The organism is Rhodococcus sp. BP-241, assembly GCF_019836145.1.
In the GTDB taxonomy this organism is placed as follows: Bacteria; Actinomycetota; Actinomycetes; order Mycobacteriales; family Mycobacteriaceae; genus Rhodococcoides.
The window spans coordinates 416,000-432,803 of sequence record NZ_JABUEI010000004.1; the positions used below are offsets into that span (position 1 = coordinate 416,000).

At 68.1% G+C, this 16,804-nt stretch carries 19 protein-coding genes; 13 read left to right on the forward strand and 6 right to left on the reverse strand.

Going from position 1 to position 16,804, the window contains the following annotated elements:
- Positions 1–411 carry a DoxX family protein gene (locus HQ308_RS11180; RefSeq protein WP_027506054.1) on the reverse strand — a complete coding sequence of 137 codons (411 nt, stop codon included), beginning with the start codon at positions 409–411 and terminating at the stop codon, positions 1–3.
- 91 nt (positions 412–502) lie between these two features.
- Here HQ308_RS11180 and HQ308_RS11185 point away from each other — a divergent pair, with 91 nt between their 5' ends.
- Positions 503–1,483, forward strand: coding sequence for a sigma-70 family RNA polymerase sigma factor (locus HQ308_RS11185; protein WP_056441007.1), 981 nt, complete (start codon positions 503–505; stop codon positions 1,481–1,483).
- A 21-nt stretch (positions 1,484–1,504) separates the two neighbouring features.
- On the opposite strand, the gene HQ308_RS11190 is transcribed toward HQ308_RS11185, so the two are convergent.
- Both HQ308_RS11190 and HQ308_RS11195 read right to left on the reverse strand, forming a co-directional pair.
- Positions 1,505–1,930 carry a VOC family protein gene (locus tag HQ308_RS11190; RefSeq protein WP_027506052.1) on the reverse strand — a complete coding sequence of 142 codons (426 nt, stop codon included), beginning with the start codon at positions 1,928–1,930 and terminating at the stop codon, positions 1,505–1,507.
- Positions 1,931–2,037: 107 nt separating this feature from the next.
- Positions 2,038–3,030 carry an LLM class flavin-dependent oxidoreductase gene (locus HQ308_RS11195; protein ID WP_222646413.1) on the reverse strand — a complete coding sequence of 331 codons (993 nt, stop codon included), beginning with the start codon at positions 3,028–3,030 and terminating at the stop codon, positions 2,038–2,040.
- A 292-nt stretch (positions 3,031–3,322) separates the two neighbouring features.
- On the opposite strand from HQ308_RS11195, the gene HQ308_RS11200 reads away from it, so the two are divergent.
- Positions 3,323–3,691 (forward strand): Lsr2 family protein, encoded by a 369-nt coding sequence (locus tag HQ308_RS11200; RefSeq protein ID WP_027506050.1) that lies wholly within the window; start codon positions 3,323–3,325, stop codon positions 3,689–3,691.
- A gap of 19 nt (positions 3,692–3,710) precedes the next feature.
- On the opposite strand, the gene HQ308_RS11205 is transcribed toward HQ308_RS11200, so the two are convergent.
- Entirely contained in the window at positions 3,711–4,949 is a 1,239-nt protein-coding gene (locus tag HQ308_RS11205) for an APC family permease (protein WP_222637890.1), read from the reverse strand.
- Between the two features lie 146 nt (positions 4,950–5,095).
- Here HQ308_RS11205 and HQ308_RS11210 point away from each other — a divergent pair, with 146 nt between their 5' ends.
- Positions 5,096–6,715: an AMP-binding protein gene (locus HQ308_RS11210; RefSeq protein WP_261775951.1), complete on the forward strand. Its 1,620-nt coding sequence runs from the start codon at positions 5,096–5,098 to the stop codon at positions 6,713–6,715.
- Between the two features lie 34 nt (positions 6,716–6,749).
- Here HQ308_RS11210 and HQ308_RS11215 read toward each other — a convergent pair whose 3' ends face one another.
- The gene (locus HQ308_RS11215) at positions 6,750–7,790 is read right to left on the reverse strand and encodes a type III polyketide synthase (protein WP_222646415.1); all 1,041 of its coding nucleotides are present in this window, start codon (positions 7,788–7,790) and stop codon (positions 6,750–6,752) included.
- Positions 7,791–7,880: 90 nt separating this feature from the next.
- Here HQ308_RS11215 and HQ308_RS11220 point away from each other — a divergent pair, with 90 nt between their 5' ends.
- From HQ308_RS11220 to HQ308_RS11245, 6 genes are all read left to right on the forward strand, one after another.
- Positions 7,881–8,966, forward strand: coding sequence for a PLP-dependent cysteine synthase family protein (locus HQ308_RS11220; RefSeq protein ID WP_261775952.1), 1,086 nt, complete (start codon positions 7,881–7,883; stop codon positions 8,964–8,966).
- Entirely contained in the window at positions 8,966–9,766 is an 801-nt protein-coding gene (locus tag HQ308_RS11225) for a hypothetical protein (protein WP_222646497.1), read from the forward strand. The genes HQ308_RS11220 and HQ308_RS11225 overlap by 1 nt, the downstream gene beginning before the upstream one ends.
- A 10-nt stretch (positions 9,767–9,776) precedes the next feature.
- Positions 9,777–10,619 carry an SGNH/GDSL hydrolase family protein gene (locus HQ308_RS11230; RefSeq protein ID WP_222646416.1) on the forward strand — a complete coding sequence of 281 codons (843 nt, stop codon included), beginning with the start codon at positions 9,777–9,779 and terminating at the stop codon, positions 10,617–10,619.
- A gap of 148 nt (positions 10,620–10,767) precedes the next feature.
- A complete protein-coding gene (locus HQ308_RS11235; RefSeq protein WP_222632348.1) occupies positions 10,768–12,009 on the forward strand; it encodes a dihydrolipoamide acetyltransferase family protein in 1,242 nt (413 codons plus the stop codon).
- A 7-nt stretch (positions 12,010–12,016) separates the two neighbouring features.
- Positions 12,017–12,454, forward strand: coding sequence for a GNAT family N-acetyltransferase (locus HQ308_RS11240; protein WP_027506044.1), 438 nt, complete (start codon positions 12,017–12,019; stop codon positions 12,452–12,454).
- A 14-nt stretch (positions 12,455–12,468) separates the two neighbouring features.
- A complete protein-coding gene (locus HQ308_RS11245) occupies positions 12,469–13,263 on the forward strand; it encodes an SDR family NAD(P)-dependent oxidoreductase (protein WP_222646417.1) in 795 nt (264 codons plus the stop codon).
- On the opposite strand, the gene HQ308_RS11250 is transcribed toward HQ308_RS11245, so the two are convergent.
- Complete coding sequence (locus tag HQ308_RS11250; protein ID WP_222646418.1) at positions 13,239–14,153, reverse strand: DUF5996 family protein; 915 nt, start codon at positions 14,151–14,153, stop codon at positions 13,239–13,241. The genes HQ308_RS11245 and HQ308_RS11250 overlap by 25 nt on opposite strands.
- Positions 14,154–14,201: 48 nt before the next feature.
- On the opposite strand from HQ308_RS11250, the gene HQ308_RS11255 reads away from it, so the two are divergent.
- The 4 genes from HQ308_RS11255 to HQ308_RS11270 all read left to right on the forward strand — a co-directional run bounded on the left by HQ308_RS11255 (position 14,202) and on the right by HQ308_RS11270 (position 16,798).
- Complete coding sequence (locus HQ308_RS11255; RefSeq protein WP_222637883.1) at positions 14,202–15,152, forward strand: ring-cleaving dioxygenase; 951 nt, start codon at positions 14,202–14,204, stop codon at positions 15,150–15,152.
- Positions 15,149–15,778, forward strand: coding sequence for an MSMEG_1061 family FMN-dependent PPOX-type flavoprotein (locus HQ308_RS11260; RefSeq protein ID WP_308115755.1), 630 nt, complete (start codon positions 15,149–15,151; stop codon positions 15,776–15,778). Before HQ308_RS11255 ends, HQ308_RS11260 begins: the two co-directional genes overlap by 4 nt.
- A gap of 87 nt (positions 15,779–15,865) precedes the next feature.
- Positions 15,866–16,258, forward strand: coding sequence for a hypothetical protein (locus tag HQ308_RS11265; protein ID WP_222646419.1), 393 nt, complete (start codon positions 15,866–15,868; stop codon positions 16,256–16,258).
- 180 nt (positions 16,259–16,438) lie between these two features.
- Positions 16,439–16,798 carry an NADH-quinone oxidoreductase subunit A gene (locus HQ308_RS11270; RefSeq protein WP_027506038.1) on the forward strand — a complete coding sequence of 120 codons (360 nt, stop codon included), beginning with the start codon at positions 16,439–16,441 and terminating at the stop codon, positions 16,796–16,798.
- The last annotated feature ends 6 nt before the right edge of the window (positions 16,799–16,804 follow it).

A 16,804-nucleotide genomic window follows, 5' to 3' on the forward strand; every position in this document is an offset into this window, starting at 1 on the left:
TCAGCCTGCGAGCAGGGCTCGGACTCGGCCGTCACGCAGCCAGAGTCCGAGCCACGCGGCGATGCCGACGTAGATCGCGAAGAACACCGTGCTGACGAGTGGCTGGTCGGTGCGCCAGTTCGTGATCACCGCTCCACCGAGGTAGCCGGTCAACAGGACGGCACCCAGCGGCGCGGTCCGCGGAATCACGTACAGGGTCACGATCACGAGGCAGACGACGCCGATCTTCGGGGCCATGTCGACGGGGAGTCCGAGTTCGGCGGACGCGTCCTTCACGACGTCCAGGTTCAGCAGATGGATCACGGCGTCGAACAGCATGAAGACGACCACCAGCGCGCTGACGATCCATCCTGCTCGAACGGCTCCGCGGGACGGTGCGGTGGTGGTGGCGCGGGTGAGGTGTGTGGTCATGTGACTGTCGACCGCGTACGCCACGGAAACTCATCACGAAGCCCCGAAATTTTCCTCGGCGAGTCGTCCCTGCGAGGACTATCCTCCTCGCATGACTGCGACGCAGGAGCTCGGCAACGACTTCATGACTCTCGCGGAACCGTACCGCCGCGAGCTCCTCGCGCACTGTTACCGCATGACCGGATCCATCCACGACGCGGAGGATCTGGTGCAGGACACCCTGGTCCGAGGGTGGAAGGGGTACGCGAACTTCAAGGGCGACTCGTCGCTGCGCACGTGGCTCTACCGCATCGCCACGAACACCTGCCTCACCTCGCTCGAGGGCCGCAAGCGCCGACCGATGCCGTCGGGGCTGGGTACGCCGTCGTCCGATCCGTCGGACGAGCTGGTCGAGCGCCACGAGATCGCTTGGCTCGAGCCGGCGCCGCCGTTCGGCGATCCGGTGGACGACGACCCGGCATCGCTGATCGGCTCGCGTGAATCGGTGCGGCTCGCGTTCGTGGCCGCGTTGCAGCATCTGTCCGCCCGGCAGCGAGCCGTCCTCGTACTCCGAGAGGTGTTGCAGTGGAAGGCGTCCGAGGTGGCCGAACTGCTCGGCACCTCCACTGCTGCAGTCAACAGCCTGCTGCAACGTGCGCGCGGCCAGATCGAGGCGATCATGCCCGACGAGAACTCCGTGTCCGAGCCGGAGTCACCGGAGACGCGAGAGTTGTTGCGACGCTACGTCGAGGGATTCGAGACGTACGACATCGACGGCATCGTGAAACTCTTCGCCGCAGAGGCGGTCTGGGAGATGCCGCCGTTCACCGGGTGGTACCGCGGCCCGGCCGACATCGGCGCCCTCATCTCGACGAAGTGCCCCGCGACCGGCCCCGAGTCGATGCGGATGATGGCGACCACCGCCAACGGGCAGCCGGCCTTCGGCCTCTACATGCTCGGAGAGGACGGGGTACACCGTCCGTTCCAGCTGCACGTCCTCGAGATCATCGACGCCCGCGTCGCGCATGTGGCGTGCTTCTTCGATCTCACGCTGTTCGATCGGTTCGGACTGCCACCGGTGTACCCGGGCTGAGCCCGGGTCACCTTCCGCGGCTCACATGTCGGGAGGCGTGGCCTCGCCCGAGGCGACGGCCGGGTCCATCCAGGTCACTTCCCACACGTGACCGTCGAGGTCGCGGAACGACCGCCCGTACATGAAGCCGTGGTCCTGCGGATCCATCCAGTCACTGCCGCCCGCGGCGAGCGCCGCGTCGGCCATGGCGTCGACGGCCTCCTTGCTGTCGGCCGACACGGCCAGCAGCATCTCGCGCGAGGTGGAGAGGTCCGCGACGTCGTCGCGGATGAAATCTTTGAAGCGCGGGACGTTCAGCAGCATCACGACGGCCTGCTCGTTGACGATCAGGCACGCGGTGTTCTCGTCGCTGAAGGTGTCGTTGAAAGAGAATCCCAGCGACGTGAAGAACGCGCGGCTCGCGGCGACGTCCTGGACGAAGGTGTTGACGAAGATCATGCCGGACATGGTGTCTCCTGGTGTGGTGTCGTCGGCCCCGGCGTCAGGGCCACTCACCACTACCGACACCGCCCGAGCGGAAAAGTCATCGCGCGGGCGGTGTCGGTCGTGCGGCGTCAGGCCGCGGTGGCGTGCAGGTGCTGCTCGGCGAGCAGGCGGTAGGAGAGCAGTCGCTCGTCGGTGTCGTCGATACCGCTGGCCACGATGACCTCGTCCGCCTGCGCGTGCGCGGCGAAACGATCGATGTAGTCCGACGCCTCCGCCGGCGTTCCGACGGCCGAGTACTTCACCATTCCCTGGATCTGTCGGCCCGCGGGCGAGTCCATGATCATGTCGACCTCCTCCTCGGAGAAGGAACGGCCACGTCCCACCATCTGCACCACCCGGCGACGCAGACCGGCCGTGAACAGCTCGTGCGCGCGAGTAGACGTCGGTGCGACCGTCGCGTTGACGGCGGCGATGACGTAGGGCTCCGCGAGCTGCGCGGACGGCTGGAACGTGTCCCGATAGACGGCCACGGCCTCCTCGAGCGAGTCGGGGGAGAAGTGCGACGCGTTGGCATACGGAAGGCCGAGATGTGCGGCGAGCTGAGCACCGAAGAGGGAGGACCCCAGAATGTAGAGCGGCACATCGGTTCCCGCGCCCGGCACTGCCTGCACTCCCGGAACCCGACTCGAACCAGACAGGTAGCCCTGGAGTTCGAGAACGTCCTGCGGGAAGGAATCGGCCGACGACGGGTCACGGCGCAGAGCACGCATGGTGGTCTGATCGGATCCCGGCGCTCTGCCGAGACCGAGATCGATACGGTCCGGATGGAGTGTGGCCAGCGTTCCGAATTGCTCGGCAATGGTCAGCGGAGAATGGTTAGGCAACATCACTCCACCCGATCCGAGACGAATGGACGAGGTGTGCGCGGCCACGTGTGCGATGAGGACCGACGTCGCCGAGGACGCGATGGAGGGCATGTTGTGGTGCTCCGCGTACCAGACTCGCCGATATCCGCTCTCCTCCGCGAGGCGGGCCAATGCGACACTGGCATCGAAACTGCTTCGAGGAGTTTCACCCTCGCCGACCTGTGCGAGATCGAGTACGGACAGTGGTACGGCCACGTGCGTTCACCCTTTCGAGAAAAAGAAGACTACTCAGCTGCGAACGCCCGCCCGGCGGAGAATATTTCCCGAGCCGCGTGACCTCGAACGACCGAACCGTGCGGTATCGACGGACCGGCACGAGTACACGACATCGAACCGGAATTGGCGGTGACTCGCTAATCGGGCTTCGAGATGGATAAACTCTGGCGGAAGAACCGCGATGGTGGTCGGAACGACGAGTCGACGACGGCTCGATGAATCCATGTCCGGTTCGGTCGGGGAACTCATCATCGAAAGGAACCACAGCGTCATGGCGAAACAGGTCTTCGTGGAATTGGTCGACGATATCGACGGCGCACCCATCAAATCGGGTAAAGGGGAGACCATCGGTTTCTCGGTCGACGGTGTGGAGTACGAGATCGATCTCGGTGTGAAGAATGCCAAGGAGTTCCGCAAGCAACTCGATTACTGGGCCGAGCACGCCACGAAGGTGTCGTCACGTGGCAAGAAGGCCACGGCGAAGAAGGCGACCGGAACGGCGACGCAGGTCGGCTCGTCTCCGCGAGATCCTCTGCAGACTAGAGCCATTCGCGAGTGGGCGAATCAGAACGGGTACACGGTCTCGAGCCGCGGACGTATTCCGGCCGAGGTCGAAGAGGCGTACAACTCCGCCCAGTGACGTCAGGGCAGTAGTGATGTCATGACCGCAGTGCGCGCCGGCGCTGCAGCATCCACCGTCCGGCCGACCCTGCCGACAGAACCCCGATTCCGACCACCACCGCCGCCGCGGGCAGTGTGACCGCCAGCAGGACGCAGCCGCAGAGCCCGAGCATCTGCAGTGCCCGCGGCCACCGGCGATCGGAACCGGTCTGCGTGAATGCCGCGGCATTGGCCACGGCGTAATAGACGAGAACTCCGAACGACGAGAATCCGATCGCGTTCCGCACGTCGAGCGTGAGAACCACGACGACCACCACGGCGGCCACGGTGATCTCCGCGGCGCGCGGAACCGAGCGGCGCTCGTCGACGTGCGCGAGGTATCGCGGCATGTCCCCTTCCCGCGCCATCGCCATCGTGGTGCGGCCGATCCCCGCGATCAGTCCCAGCAGGGCTCCGAGAGCCGCGGCCGATGCCCCGACGCGCACCACCGGGCCCGCCCAATGTGCCCCGACCGCGTCCATCGCCGCGGCCACCGGAGCCGTCGAGCGCGCGAGTGCGTCCGCCCCGAGAACGTGCAGCAGCATCACTGCGACGGCCGCGTAGATCACGACCGCGCACGCGAGGGCGCCGACCACGGCGCGCGGGATGGTGCGCGCCGGGTCCCGCACCTCCTCTCCGAGCGTCGCGATGCGCGCGTACCCAGCGAAGGCGAAGAACAGGATCCCCGCGGACTGCAGAACGCCCACCGGACCCGAGGTCGCCGAGAACCCGGCGCCCGTCACGGTGGACGAGCCGGTCGCACCGACGATCAGTGCCGCGACGAGCACGACGAGCACCACCGCCACGAGCACGCGCGTGACCGACGCGGTGCGGGTGATGCCCAGGCAGTTTACCGCCGCCAGCGCCACCACCGCGATCACGGCGAGCGCCCGTGCGTGCTCGGGCCACGCGTACGCGCCGAACGTCAGGGCCATGGCGGCACAACTCGCGGTCTTGCCGACCACGAAGCTCCAGCCCGCCAGGAAGCCCCACCGGTCACCGAGTCGCGCTCGCCCGTAGGCGTAGGCGCCGCCGGACGTGGGGTGCACCGCGGCGAGCTGGGCAGTCGACGTCGCGTTGCAGAACGCCACGACGGCGGCGACGGCGAGCCCGACCAGCAGCCCGCCACCCGCGGCCGCCGCGGCCGGGCCGAAGGCGGAGAACACCCCGGCGCCGACCATCGACCCCACGCCGATGACGACGGCGTCGCGCGTGGTCAGTCGTCGTTGCAGCGGCATCGACGAAGCATAGGGACCCCCGGTGAACGCCGAACGAACCACCGCCACTTCGATGAATCATGATTAACCGAAATCGGGGAAACCGCAGACGGGCAGCCGTCCCATGGATTAGCGTCGCGGAGGTACCCGAGCCTCGAGGAGCGACTTTGTCACCGCAGACTTCCTACTCGTCCGGCCCGACCGACACGCCGCTGCTCGACGAGACGATCGGGCGGAACTTCGATCGCACCGCCGCGCGGGTGGGCTCGTCGGACGCTCTCGTGGACATCGCGTCCGGTCGCCGGTGGACGTACGACGAGTTGCGATCCGACGTCGACGATCTCGCCCGCGGCCTGCTCGCGCGCGGAATCCGTCGCGGGGATCGCGTGGGGATCTGGGCACCGAACTGCCCGGAGTGGACCATCGTCCAGTACGCCACCGCGAAGATCGGCGCGGTGCTGGTGACCATCAACCCTGCCTACCGTGCGCACGAGCTGCAGTACGTGCTCGACCAGTCCGGCGCCACCATGCTGGTGGCGGTCCGGGCGCACGGCACCTCGGACTACGCCTCGATGATCGACGCCGTGCGCGGCGAGTGCACCGGTCTGGCCCACGTCGTGTACCTCGGCACCGACGACTGGAGCGACCTCGTCACCGACGGTGAGTCCGTCGATGTGGACGAACTCGACCGGCGCAGTGCCGAACTCGGTCCCGACGACGCCATCAACATCCAGTACACCTCCGGCACCACGGGATTCCCCAAGGGCGCGACGCTGAGCCACCGCAACATCCTGAACAACGGCTACTTCGTCGGCGAGCTCTGCCATTACACCGAGGCGGACAGTGTCTGCATTCCCGTGCCGTTCTATCACTGCTTCGGGATGGTGATGGGAAACCTCGCCTGCACCTCGCACGGTTCGACCATGGTGATCCCGGGGCCGTCGTTCGATCCGGCAGCGACACTGGCCGCGGTCTCCGCCGAGCGGTGCACCTCGCTCTACGGAGTTCCCACCATGTTCATCGCGGAACTGGCCGTTCCCGACCTGGCGGAGCACGATCTTCGGTCGCTGCGCACGGGCATCATGGCCGGATCACCCTGTCCCACCGAGGTGATGAAGCAGGTCATCGACGTCATGGGAATGGCGGAGGTCTCCATCTGTTACGGGATGACCGAGACGTCCCCGGTGTCACTGCAGACCCGCTCCGACGACACGATCGAGCAGCGCGTGTCCACGGTCGGACGAGTCGGACCGCATCTCGAGGTGAAGATCGTCGACCCCGTCACCGGGGAGACGGTTCCCCGCGGAGAGCCCGGTGAACTGTGCACACGGGGGTACTCCGTGATGCTCGGTTACTGGGACGACCCCGAGAAGACCGCCGAGGCACTCGATTCCGAGCACTGGATGCACACGGGCGACATCGGCACCATGGACGACGACGGCTACGTCGCCATCACCGGGCGCATCAAGGACATGGTGATCCGCGGCGGCGAGAACATCTACCCCCGTGAGATCGAGGAGTTCCTGTACTCCCACCCCGACATCCTGGACGCCCAGGTCATCGGTGTGCCCGACGACAAGTACGGCGAGGAACTGATGGCCTGCGTCCGTCTGCGTGAGGGCGCGGCGGCCATGACCGTCGACGATCTCCGGACCTACTGCGACGGCCGCATCGCGCGATACAAGATCCCGCGCTACCTGCGCGTCATGGATGCCTTCCCCATGACCGTGACCGGCAAGATCCGCAAGATCGAACTACGCGAGGAAGCCACGCGCCTGCTGGATTGACGGAACGGCTGGGTCGATCGAACGGCTGGGGTGATCAGGCTGCGTGGAACAGCATGGTCTCGGCGGTGAGTCCGGGGCCGAACGCCATCGCGCATCCCGACCCGGTGTCACCCCGCTCGAGCATGTCCGCGAGCACGAACAGCACGGTGGCCGACGACATGTTGCCGTAGTTCTCGAGCACGCGGCGCGACGACGTCAGAGCGTCTGCGTCGAGGTGCAGCGCGCCCTCCACCGCGTCGAGGATCGAGCGACCACCGGGATGCACGGCCCACAGGTCGATCGACGACGTCTCCGCCCCCGAGAGCACCGTCTTCATCGTGGTCTCGTCCAACGCGCGTGACAACGAGCCCGGCACCTTGCCGGAGAGCACCATGTCGAACCCCATGCCGCCGATGCGCCAGGTGATGAGGTCGCGGGAGTCCTCGATCATGAGGGCCTGGAAGGAGTCCATGGCCAGACCGGTGGACTCGGCAGTGACCAGCACGGCCGCGGCGCCGTCGCCGAACACCAGGAACGACAGCATCGTCTCGAGATCGTCGGTCTGCTGCATGTGCAGCGAGCACAGTTCGACGCTGACCACGAGCACCTTCGCGGCGGGCTCGGAGCGCACGATGTGGTGGGCGAGCTTGAGACCGTTGATGCCGGCGAAGCAGCCCATGAAACCGACCTGGGTGCGCTCTGCCGTGGTGGGCACGCCGCACTGCTTCATGATCTCGAAATCGATTCCCGGAGTGTAGAACCCGGTACATGTCAGGACGATGAGATGGGTGATGTCCCCTGCCGCGTCGCCGAGGCCGAGCCCGTCGACGGCACGAACGGCGAGTCCGGGAGCGGTGCGCTCGAACTCCTGCATCCGCGCCTGCGTGTCGACGGCGTTGGGATCGTCGCCGTAGAAACTGGCGATGGACGGGAACGCGGACCACCGGTGCGAGATCTGCGCGCGATCCGCCATGCGGCGGAACAGCAATTGCTTACGTCGCAGCGTGAACGTGCTGTCGGCGTAGGCGACGAAGTCGTCGTGGACGTCGTGCTCGGGAACGGCGGTCGAGATGGCATTGATGTATGCGATCGTCACAGGTGCCTCTCGTGAAGGTGGGGGCTCGACAGGTCGAGTTCCCCCTGACCACCGCAGTCAACCACCGAGCGGGGCCGCGCGTCGGACAGAATGACCGTCATGAGAATCGAGGACCGTTCCTGGGTGGAGAACGCGCTGCGCATCGTCGAGGCCGACGCGAACCGCAGCGCGGACACTCATCTGCATCCCTTCCCACTGCCGGCCGAGTGGGGCATCGATCTCTACCTCAAGGACGAGTCGGTCCACCCCACCGGATCGCTCAAGCATCGGCTCGCACGGTCGCTCTTCCTCTTCGGCCTGGCCAACGGGGACATCGGGCCCCGCACCACGCTCGTCGAGGCGTCGTCCGGGTCGACCGCCGTGTCGGAGGCGTACTTCGCCCGGCTCATCGGCCTCGAGTTCGTCGCGGTCATGCCGGCCACCACCAGCCCGACGAAGATCGCGCTGATCGAGCGCTACGGCGGCATCTGTCGCCTCGTCGAGCACTCGGGTGCCGTGTACGACGTCGCGGAGGAACTGGGTGCGCAGAAGGACTGGCTGTATCTCGACCAGTTCACCAATGCGTCGGTGGTCACCGACTGGCGTGGCAACAACAGCATCGCCGCCTCCATCTTCGATCAGATGGCCCTCGAACGGTTCCCCGTCCCCACCTGGGTGGTGGTCGGCGCCGGCACCGGTGGCACCAGCGCGACCATCGGCCGGTACTGCCGCTACCGGCGCGTGCCCACCCGGGTGTGTGTCGTCGACCCCGAGGGATCCGCGTTCTTCGAGGCGTGGCGCGACGACACCCGTGACGCCGTCGGCACCGGATCGCGCATCGAGGGAATCGGTCGGCCCCGCGTCGAGCCGTCGTTCGTCCCCGCCGTCATCGAGCACATGGTGCAGATCCCCGACGCCGCCTCGGTGGCGGCCGTCCGCATGCTCGAACAGGTGACGGGCCTGCACGCCGGTGGATCGACCGGGACCAACCTCGTCGGCGCGTTCCGGTTGGCAGCGGACATGAAGGCTCGCGGAGAGCAGGGGAGCATCGTCACGCTGCTGTGCGACGGGGGAGAGCGCTACGAGGGCACCTACTACGACGACGCCTGGGTGACGAGCCACGGCATGAACCTCGACGCACACCGCGCCTGCATCGACCACTTCCTCGCGACAGGCGTCTGGTCGGAGTCCGTGTGATGACCCTCTACTCGGAGCTGCCCGCCCGCCGGACCCGCCAGGTGGTCGCCGACGTGGTGGTCGCGGTGTGGACCGTGGTCTGGATCCGGGTGGGCCTGGCGCTGCACGACGCGGTGATGGCGTTGGCGGCGCCCGGACGCGAGATCGCCGACGCCGGAAGCGGACTGGAGAACAACCTCCGGTCCGCGGGCGAACGGGTGTCCTCCGTCCCACTCATCGGTGACGACGTCCGCACACCGTTCGACCGGGCCGGGGACGCCGGCGCCGCACTGCGCGGCGCAGGTGAGGCGCAGGTCGCGGCGGTCGAGGCGCTGGCGTCGTTCCTCGGTGTCACCGTCGCCCTGCTCCCCATCGTCGCGCTGCTGCTCCTGTGGCTCCCGCGGCGGATCCGCTTCGCCCGGCAGGCCACCGCCGCGGCGGCGCTTCTCCGGTCCGGCGCCGACCTCGACCTCTTCGCGCTGCGTGCTCTCGCACGGCGACCGCTGACGGAACTGACGCACATCCATCCCGATCCCGCCGGCGCCTGGCGCGCGGGCGACCCAGCCGTGGTCCGCTCGCTCGCGGCGCTCGAACTGGCGGCGGTAGGGATGCGCGCACCCGGTCCCGACCTTTCGTCGTCCGACGGCGCCACGGCCGTTTACGCTGAGTCCATGGCCGAGAAGACGACGACGAACGACTCCACCGACGAGCCCAAGGGCGGTCGTCCCGGACCCGCCGATCAGGGCGGCGCCGGCGGTATGGCGACGCGGGAGAACGCACCCGACGTCGCGGAGTCGGAAGCATCGAACGACGCCGACTAGGACTGCGCGCATGTCGACACGCCGACTCGTCGTCGCAGTGGCGGCTGCCGCCGCCGCGAGCACTCTGTCCGCCGCTCCCGCTGCCGCCGCGCCGGCACCCGGTGCGTATGTCGCGCTAGGAGATTCGTTCTCCGCCGGCAGCGGAATCGCACCGCAGACACCGTCCGGGATCTGCGGCCGGTCCGCGGTGAACTACCCCACGCTCGTCGCTCGCGAACTCGGCATCGACACGGTGCGCGACGTGACGTGCGGCGCCGCGGAGAGCGAGAACCTCGCGGGACCGCAGACCGGGCTCGGCGGCGGAGTCGCCGCACCGCAGTTCGACGCGCTCGGTCCGGACACCACGCTCGTCACCCTGGGAATCGGCGGCAACGACATCCAGTTGGTTCAGCTCGCGGCGGGCTGTATCAGCGTGCTCCCGGCTCCTCTGACGCCATCGTGCTCCGATCGTCCGGACACCTACAGCGACCGTATCGACGCGTTCGCCGCGACGTACGACACGATCCTCGACGAGATCGCCCGCCGGGCGCCGGCCGCGCAGGTGGTGATGGTCGGGTATCCCACCGGCATCCGGCCCGGCGGCTGCCTCGACTCGCAGCCCGTGCGGCCCGCGGACGCGACCTACCTACAGGCCCGCATCGATCAGCTCAACTCGGTGATGAGTCGCGCCGCCGCCGCGCACGACGCCACGTTCGTCGACCTCGCGCCGACCACCCGTGACCACGACGTGTGCGCCGCCGACAGCTGGATGGTCGGCGCGGTGCCGACGTCTCCGGACGCGGTGGTGCCGCTGCACCCCACGGCGGCGAGTCACCAGAACACCGCGCGCGAGATCGTGGCTGCACTGCGCTGACGCACGGTGCACGACCGACTGCCTCGCTCGACCGCCGCCGTTGGTCATCGTGCTCACTCGGTCGACCGTCTCTTGCGCACTGTGCGGCGTGGTGATTGTGTGACCTGACACACAGCGTTCACGAGTGCACTCACGAGGAGCATCCGCCATGTCCACGGTCAAGACATTCCTGCTGCCGGACCTCGGCGAGGGGCTCGCCGACGCCGAGCTGCTCACCTGGTCGGTCGACGTCGGCGACACCATCACGCTCAACCAGACCATCGCCGAGGTCGAGACCGCGAAGGCGTCCGTCGAACTGCCGTCTCCCTATGCCGGCGTGGTCGTGGCGCGGCACGCCGAGGAGGGCACCACCATCGACGTGGGCGCACCGTTCCTCGACATCGAGGTGGCGGGTCCGGCGACGACCGGTCCGGCCTCGCCCGACACCGCCGACGAGGCGGCAGCCGACGCGCGTCCCGAGCCGTCGGTCGAGAAGGCGGAGTCCGAGACGGTCGGGGCCGCGCCGACGCGGACGCCAGTCCTCGTCGGCTACGGCGTCGCGGAGGAGACATCGAGTCGTCGGCCCCTGGCCGCGCCGCCGGTACGCAAGGAAGCGCGTGAGCGCGGTATCGACCTCGCGACCGTGGCCCCGACGGGACCGCACGGCAACGTGACCCGCGACGACCTGGCCGTCTCCTCCGCGCCGCACGCGGACGAGGAGCGCACGCCGATCAAGGGCGTCCGCAAGCACACCGCCGAGGCCATGGTGCGCAGCGCGTTCACCGCGCCGCACGTCACCGAGTTCGTCACCGTCGACGTCACACCGATGATGGAGTTGCTCGACGAGCTGAAGGCGAGCCCACTGCTGGCCGGCGTCCGCGTGACGCCGCTCGCTCTCGTCGCGAAGGCCCTGCTCATCGCCGTCCGGGAGCACCCGAGCCTCAACTCGTCGTGGGACGAGGCGGCGAACGAGATCGTCACCAAGAAGTACGTGAACCTCGGTATCGCCGCGGCGACACCGCGCGGGCTGATGGTTCCCAACATCAAGAACGCGCAGACCCTCGGATTCCGCGACCTGTGCTCGTCACTGTCCGCGCTCACCGCCGTCGCCAAGGAGGGGAAGACCGGTCCGGCGGAGCTCGCCGACGGGACCATCACGATCACCAACATCGGCGTGTTCGGCATCGATTCGGGCACCCCGATCCTCACGCCCGGCGAGGCCGCCATCCTGTGCTTCGGGGCCGTCCGGCGTCAGCCGTGGGAGTACCGCGGGGAGATCGCGCTGCGACACGTCACGACCCTCAGTCTGTCGTTCGACCACCGGCTCGTCGACGGCGAACAGGGCTCCAAGTTCCTGTCCACCGTCGCGACCCTGCTCTCGGATCCGGTGGGGTTCGCGGCCCTGGGATAGTGGTGCGGTGACCAGCATCCATCACGCCACCGTTCGAGACGTCGATCCCGTTGCGCTGTACCGCGTCCTGCAGTTGCGCACCGAGGTGTTCATTCACGAGCAGGGCATCGTCGGCGAGCAGGAGATCGACGGGCGCGATCTCGAACCCACGACCACCTTGTTCTGGTCGGAGGAGCCGAACGGCGACGTGCTCGCGACACTGCGGGTGCTGCAGGACGAGGTGCCGGCCCACATCGGCCGCGTCGCCACGGCGTCGGCGGCACGCGGACGCGGGCTGGCCGCCGACCTGGTGCGGGCGGCGATCGAGTTCGCGGGCACCGACGTCGCGATCTCCGCCCAGGCCTACCTGGAGGAGTGGTACGTGCGCCTCGGCTTCGTGCGCACCGGGCCGAACTATCTGGAGGCAGGAATAGACCACCTGCCGATGCTGCTGACCCGTACCTGACACCAGGAGGACACATGCAGATCGATCTGAGCGGCCGGACAGCCCTCGTCACGGGTTCCACGCAGGGCATCGGCTACGCCATCGCCGTCGGCCTCGCCCGAGCGGGAGCGACCGTGCTGATCAACGGCCGGTCCGACGCGTCCGCCGGTGCGGCACTCGACCGTCTCACCGCGGAGGTACCCGACGCGACGGTCGTCGCGGCCCCGGCGGACGTCAGCACGGAGGACGGCACACGCGCCCTGGTGCAGGCACACCCCGATGTCGACGTCCTGGTGAACAATCTCGGAATCTTCGGAGCCACACCGGCTCTGGAGATCGACGACGACGAGTGGCGCCGCTATTTCGAGGTCAACGTCCTCGCCGCCGTGCGTCTGATCCGCGCCTACCTTCCGGGTATGAAGGACCGGGGCTGGGGACGGGTCCTGTCGATCGCCAGCGACTCGGCCGTCGTGATTCCGGCCGAGATGATCCACTACGGCATGTCCAAGACCGCGCTGCTCGCGGTGTCGCGCGGCTTCGCGAAGGAGGCGGCCGGCTCGGGCGTGACCGTCAACTCCGTCATCGCCGGACCGACACACACGGGAGGTGTCGAGACCTTCGTCCGCGATCTGGTGGGCGACGAGTTGCCGTGGGACGAGGCGCAGCACGAGTTCATGGTGAAGTACCGCCCGCAGAGCCTGATCCAGCGACTCATCGAGCCCGAGGAGATCGCCAACATGGTGGTCTACCTCAGTTCACCTCTCGCGTCGGCCACCACGGGCGGCGCACTGCGCGTCGACGGCGGCTACGTGGACTCGATCCTGCCCTGACCGTCGGGCCACTCCGCGAGGTCCGCGGCGATGCGTGCGGTGCTCTCGAGGAACTCCCGCAGCAGGGCGTCGCCGTCCTCGGCCTCCCGCACCGCCGAGTAGGGGAGCACGAACTCGCCGAGATCGCGATCGAAGTACGCCTGCGCCGGCTCGACGGCCGCGGTGTCGAAGCCGTCGGGTTGCGGGTAGGCGTACGAGTAGAAGATGCCCTCCGACGCCCCGCCGGGCCAGTACCCGGCGCTCGACACCTCCTCGTTGTAGGCCTCGTGCATCACCCAGTCGGGGCAGTTGGGCACCCCGCCCGGATGCTGCGCCGCCGGGCGACCCGAGAACCGGGTCACCGCCAGGTCGAAGGCCCCCCAGAAGAAGTGGGACGGACTGGACTTCCCGCGGAACCCGCCGCGGAACGCGGAGAACACCCGATGAGCCGACACCAGCGAGCGCCAGTATCGCGTCATCGCTTCGGCGTCGTAGCTGGCATGCACGGTGTCCTCGGCGAACGGAATCGACGGGTCGACCTCGACGGGGGAGCCCATGATCGAGACGTGGACCCCGAGCGCCTCGAGGTGGGCGAAGAACTCGTCGTGGAAGTCCGCGACCGTGCGCGGCCGCAACTCCATCTCGCGTGCGTCGCCCCACGTGGTCTCGATGGTCAGCCGGTGTCGGAGGAAGTCGAAGCGGATCTCGACTCCGCCGCCGCGGTACGGCATGAGCGAGGTGGTGAGTCCGGACGCATCGACGTAGGACGTCACGCCCCACCAGTGGTTGAGCGGTGGCGCCAGAGCCATGCGCACCTTGCCGACGATCTGCGTCCACATGTGCACGGTGTCGCGGGTGTCCTGCCACGAGTCCACGACGAGTTCCGGCCAGGCATCGTTCGTATCGGTCACTGCATCCCTTTCACGGAGATATCGGCGCACACGTAGGACGATGGTCCCATGACGACACTCGCCCCTCTCGGTCTTCACCACGTCACCGCCATCGCGTCGGACCCCGGCCGGAACGTGGAGTTCTACACGCGCGTGCTCGGCCTGCGGTTGGTGAAGCAGACCGTCAACTTCGACGACCCCGGCACCTACCACCTGTATTACGGGGACGAGCACGGTAGCCCGTCGTCGCTCATCACCTTCTTCCCGTGGAAGGACGTCGAGCGCGGACGACAGGGAACCGGACTCGCGACCTCGACAGCGTTCAGCGTTCCGGGCTCGTCGCTGTCCTTCTGGCACGACCGGCTCCGGGAGCTGAACGTGCGCGTCGAGGCGCCGGTGACCCGCGGCGACGACGAGGTCCTGCGCCTGTACGACCACGACGGCATGGTCCTCGACCTGATCGCCTCCGACGGGGACACCCGCTCCGGCTGGGACGGCGTGGCATCGGTGCCCACCGAACATGCGGTGCGCGGACTGCACTCGGTCACCCTCACCGAGACGACACTCGACGCGACAGCCGAGCTGCTCACCGACCGGATGAGCATGACCGTCGCCGCGGACGGTGCCGCGAGCGCGCGGTTCGCCATGGCCGCGGGCGGCGCGGGCGCGCTGGTCGACGTCGTCACCGACCGCAGCGACCGTGGTCTGCAGGCAGGCGGCACCGTTCACCACGTCGCCTTCCGTGCGCCCGACCACGAGACGCTCACCGCCTGGCGCACCGAGCTGGTCGACAGCGGCGCGCACGTCACCGAGATCCTGGACCGGCAGTACTTCCAGTCGATCTACTTCCGGGAGCCGGGCGGCGTGCTGTTCGAGATCGCGACCGAGGCGCCGGGATTCGACGTCGACGAGCCACTGCTCGAACTCGGGCGCTCGTTGAAGCTGCCGCCGTGGCTCGAGCCGACGCGGGAGCAGATCGAGCAGAATCTCCCGGCACTCCCGGTGGGTGACGCGTCGTGACGTGGACACAGGTGACCGACGGCGAGACGCTGACGGCGATGTTCGGCACGCCGAGCTTCCGCGCCGCCCACAAGGATCGCCCCCGGCTGCATCCGCTCGACCGCGACTTCCTCGCGGCCTCGCCGTTCTGCCTGGTGGCCACCGCCGACGAGACCGGACGGTGCGACGTCTCGCCGAAGGGAGACCCGCCCGGCTCGCTGGTGCACGTCCTCGACGACGCCGCCATCGCGCTGGCGGAACGGCCCGGCAACAAGCGGATGGACGGGTACCGCAACGTGCTGAGCAACCCGTTCGTGGGTCTCGACTTCCTGGTTCCCGGACGCGGGGACACGCTGCGCATCAACGGCCGCGCGCGGTTGATCTCCGACGCGCCGTTCTTCGACGACCTCGTGGTCAAGGGACACCGCCCGATCCTCGCGCTCGTCGTCGACATCGAGCAGGTCTTCCATCACTGCGCCAAGGCGTTCCTGCGGTCACGGCTGTGGGAGCCGGGCACCTGGAATCCGTCGGTGCTGCCGACGGTCGCAGAGATCTCCAAGACGCTGATCCCCGACTCGCCGGAATCGCTCGAGGAACTGCGGGCGTACTACGGGCCGGCATACGAGGAGTCGCTGTACCGGTCGTAGATGCGCTCCGCGCCTGTGCGCCTTTTGCGCATCCAGGCATACGCAAAAGGCGCACGGGCGCGAAGCGCACTGGGTAACGTCCCACCCGTGGCGGACGCAACGTTGTCGGTGCTGATCTACAGCAGCCACGCGTCCACGCGGGCGCTCGTCCACCAGGCGCTGGGCCGTCGCCCGCACCCCGACCTGCCCGAGATCGAGTATCTCGACGTGGCGACGGCGCCCGTCGTGATCGAGCACCTGGATCGCGGCGGTGTCGATCTGGTGATCCTCGACGGCGAGAGCGCTCCCGTCGGCGGGCTGGGCCTCGCGAAGCAACTGCGCGACGAGATCGACCCGTGTCCACCACTTCTCGTGCTCACCGGCCGCCCCGACGATGCGTGGTTGGCCACCTGGTCGCGTGCCGACGCGTCGGTGTCGCACCCCATCGACCCACTCGAACTCGGCCGCGCCGTGGTGGGACTGCTCCGCGACCCTGCCTGAGGCCCCGCCGGATCTCCGATCTGTGACGCCGCGGGGGATCACCGATTCGCGACGATTGTGAGCCCGAGTCACCAAACCGGACCCATCGCGACGAAAAAGTCCTACTGTGTGGCACAGATCACCTCGAGGCGTAGGGCGGTTCCGGTCGGAACCCACGACACGGGCAGGAGTTCGAGTGGCATGAACGCATATGTGCCGGTCCTCGTTCTCGGCGCGATCGCGGTCGCCTTCGCGCTGTTCTCGGTCCTCGTGGCATCGGAAGTGGGACCGAAGCGATACAACCGCGCCAAGCTCGACGCGTACGAATGTGGCGTCGAGCCCACCCCGCAGCACATCGGCGGCGGTCGCTTTCCGGTCAAGTTCTACCTCACCGCAATGCTTTTCATCATCTTCGACATCGAGATCGTGTTCCTGTACCCGTGGGCTGTGCACTTCGAGGCACTGGGTGTGTTCGGTCTCGCCGCGATGGCCCTGTTCATCGTCAACGTTTCCGTCGCCTACGCATACGAGTGGCGTCGTGGAGGTCTCAGCTGGGACTGATCCACT

Bases quoted from the DNA above. Each gene is read 5' to 3' on its own strand.
- HQ308_RS11270 (WP_027506038.1), top strand. From the start codon at position 16,439: ATGAACGCATATGTGCCGGTCCTCGTTCTCGGCGCGATCGCGGTCGCC.
- HQ308_RS11180 (WP_027506054.1), bottom strand. From the start codon at position 411: ATGACCACACACCTCACCCGCGCCACCACCACCGCACCGTCCCGCGGA.
- HQ308_RS11235 (WP_222632348.1), top strand. From the start codon at position 10,768: ATGTCCACGGTCAAGACATTCCTGCTGCCGGACCTCGGCGAGGGGCTC.
- HQ308_RS11190 (WP_027506052.1), bottom strand. From the start codon at position 1,930: ATGTCCGGCATGATCTTCGTCAACACCTTCGTCCAGGACGTCGCCGCG.
- HQ308_RS11205 (WP_222637890.1), bottom strand. From the start codon at position 4,949: ATGCCGCTGCAACGACGACTGACCACGCGCGACGCCGTCGTCATCGGC.
- HQ308_RS11200 (WP_027506050.1), top strand. From the start codon at position 3,323: ATGGCGAAACAGGTCTTCGTGGAATTGGTCGACGATATCGACGGCGCA.
- HQ308_RS11185 (WP_056441007.1), top strand. From the start codon at position 503: ATGACTGCGACGCAGGAGCTCGGCAACGACTTCATGACTCTCGCGGAA.
- HQ308_RS11230 (WP_222646416.1), top strand. From the start codon at position 9,777: ATGTCGACACGCCGACTCGTCGTCGCAGTGGCGGCTGCCGCCGCCGCG.
- HQ308_RS11255 (WP_222637883.1), top strand. From the start codon at position 14,202: ATGACGACACTCGCCCCTCTCGGTCTTCACCACGTCACCGCCATCGCG.
- HQ308_RS11245 (WP_222646417.1), top strand. From the start codon at position 12,469: ATGCAGATCGATCTGAGCGGCCGGACAGCCCTCGTCACGGGTTCCACG.
- HQ308_RS11220 (WP_261775952.1), top strand. From the start codon at position 7,881: ATGACCGTCATGAGAATCGAGGACCGTTCCTGGGTGGAGAACGCGCTG.
- HQ308_RS11225 (WP_222646497.1), top strand. From the start codon at position 8,966: ATGACCCTCTACTCGGAGCTGCCCGCCCGCCGGACCCGCCAGGTGGTC.